This window comes from Mesorhizobium sp. M2A.F.Ca.ET.067.02.1.1 (assembly GCF_004023285.1).
In the GTDB taxonomy this organism is placed as follows: Bacteria; Pseudomonadota; Alphaproteobacteria; order Rhizobiales; family Rhizobiaceae; genus Mesorhizobium.
Genome location: NZ_RZSB01001119.1, coordinates 1 through 1,304, shown reverse-complemented (window position 1 = coordinate 1,304; position 1,304 = coordinate 1). Strand labels below are relative to the sequence as shown.

2 protein-coding genes and 1 pseudogene are annotated in these 1,304 nt (G+C 63.3%); 1 reads left to right on the top strand and 2 read right to left on the bottom strand.

Features of this window, described 5'->3' with window-relative positions; genetic code table 11:
- Both EOA28_RS35980 and EOA28_RS35975 read right to left on the bottom strand, forming a co-directional pair.
- A partial coding sequence (locus tag EOA28_RS35980; protein WP_128315855.1) for an SDR family oxidoreductase occupies positions 1-711 on the bottom strand: 711 nt, incomplete at its 3' end.
- 4 nt (positions 712-715) lie between these two features.
- A complete protein-coding gene (locus EOA28_RS35975; protein WP_127251462.1) occupies positions 716-952 on the bottom strand; it encodes a hypothetical protein in 237 nt (78 codons plus the stop codon).
- Between the two features lie 170 nt (positions 953-1,122).
- Between EOA28_RS35975 and EOA28_RS35970 the strand changes: the two are divergent.
- Positions 1,123-1,304, top strand: a pseudogene (locus tag EOA28_RS35970) (porin family protein); the annotation flags it as partial.

Sequence of the window (1,304 nt, the reverse complement as noted above, 5' to 3'; positions counted from 1 at the left end):
GTCGAGCGCGATCATCTGGCCGGTCACCGAGCGCGCCTGCCAGAGATAGCGAATCGTGGCGCCGAATTCAGGCAATTGCGGGCCGCGCTTCAGGATCAGGCCCTCGACCTGTTTGCCGAAATCGTCGTCGTCCTGGCGCTTGTTCTTCAGTGTCGGGCCGGGACCTATGGCGTTAACGCGAATGCGCGGCCCGAGCGCCTGCGCCAGCATCTCAGTCTGCGTCCACAGCGCCGATTTCGACAGCGCATAGGAGAAATAGCGCGGTGTAGGCCGCCAGACGCGCTGGTCGATCATGTTGACGATCAGCGCCTCCTCGCCTTGCGGCAGCGCGCCGGCGAAATTCTGCGCCAAGAGCGCGGGCGCCTTCAGGTGGATGGCGAAATGGCGGTCCCAGGCCTGCCAGTCGAAATCATCGACGCTGTCGTCGACGAACAGGGACGCGTTGTTGACCAGCAGCGTCACAGGCCCGAGCGCGGCTTGCGCGCGACCGATGAGACCACCCACCGCATCCATGTCGGTGAGGTCGGCGGCGACGACGGCGGCGCGGCCGCCCTCGCCCGTGATCTTCCCCGCCAGCGCCTCGGCCTCGGCGCCTGAACGGTTGGCATGGATGGCGACGGCGAAGCCATTCGCGGCCAGATCCTCGACGATCGCCTTGCCGATCCGCCTTGCTCCACCCGTCACCAGCGCGACGGCCGTGGCTTGTTTCATGGTGTCAATCCTCAATCGGCTTCACGATTCCGGGAAGCCGGCACAATATGACGGGCCAAGCGTTAAATGCCATTTCCACCTTGGGCAGGAATGTGGCGAAGCGGCCCGGATGCGCTTCCGCCCCGCCGGATTCGGCGCGCCATTGCCGGCAATATATGTCGCTGCACCCCTTGAACCAAGCGATGTGCAGCGCAACATGATTAGCCTGCTGACATTCGCTGTTGCGAAGATGCAACGTCACCTTTCGGCCTCATTCGCGCCCGGGAATGACCCAAGTTCAGGTTCGCTTCAGCCGCATTTCAGCACGACATTTGGAACTGTTAAACGTCAGGCTCGTTTATCCCCCCCGGACGGGCCGGGGCGTTTCATGAACAAGCAAGCCTAAGTGTCTTGTGGCTTAAGGAGTATATAATGAAGACCAATCTCAAATTCGCGCCGCTTGCCGCCGCGCTCGGGCTGTTCGCCTTTGCTGGTACCGCCTTTGCGGCCGACGTCGTTTCCGAAGAGCCGCCGGCTCCCGCCCCGGTTGCCGAGCTTCCGGTTGCTTCCTGGGCCGGCCCCTATGCCGGTATCAGCCTCGGCTACGGCTTCAG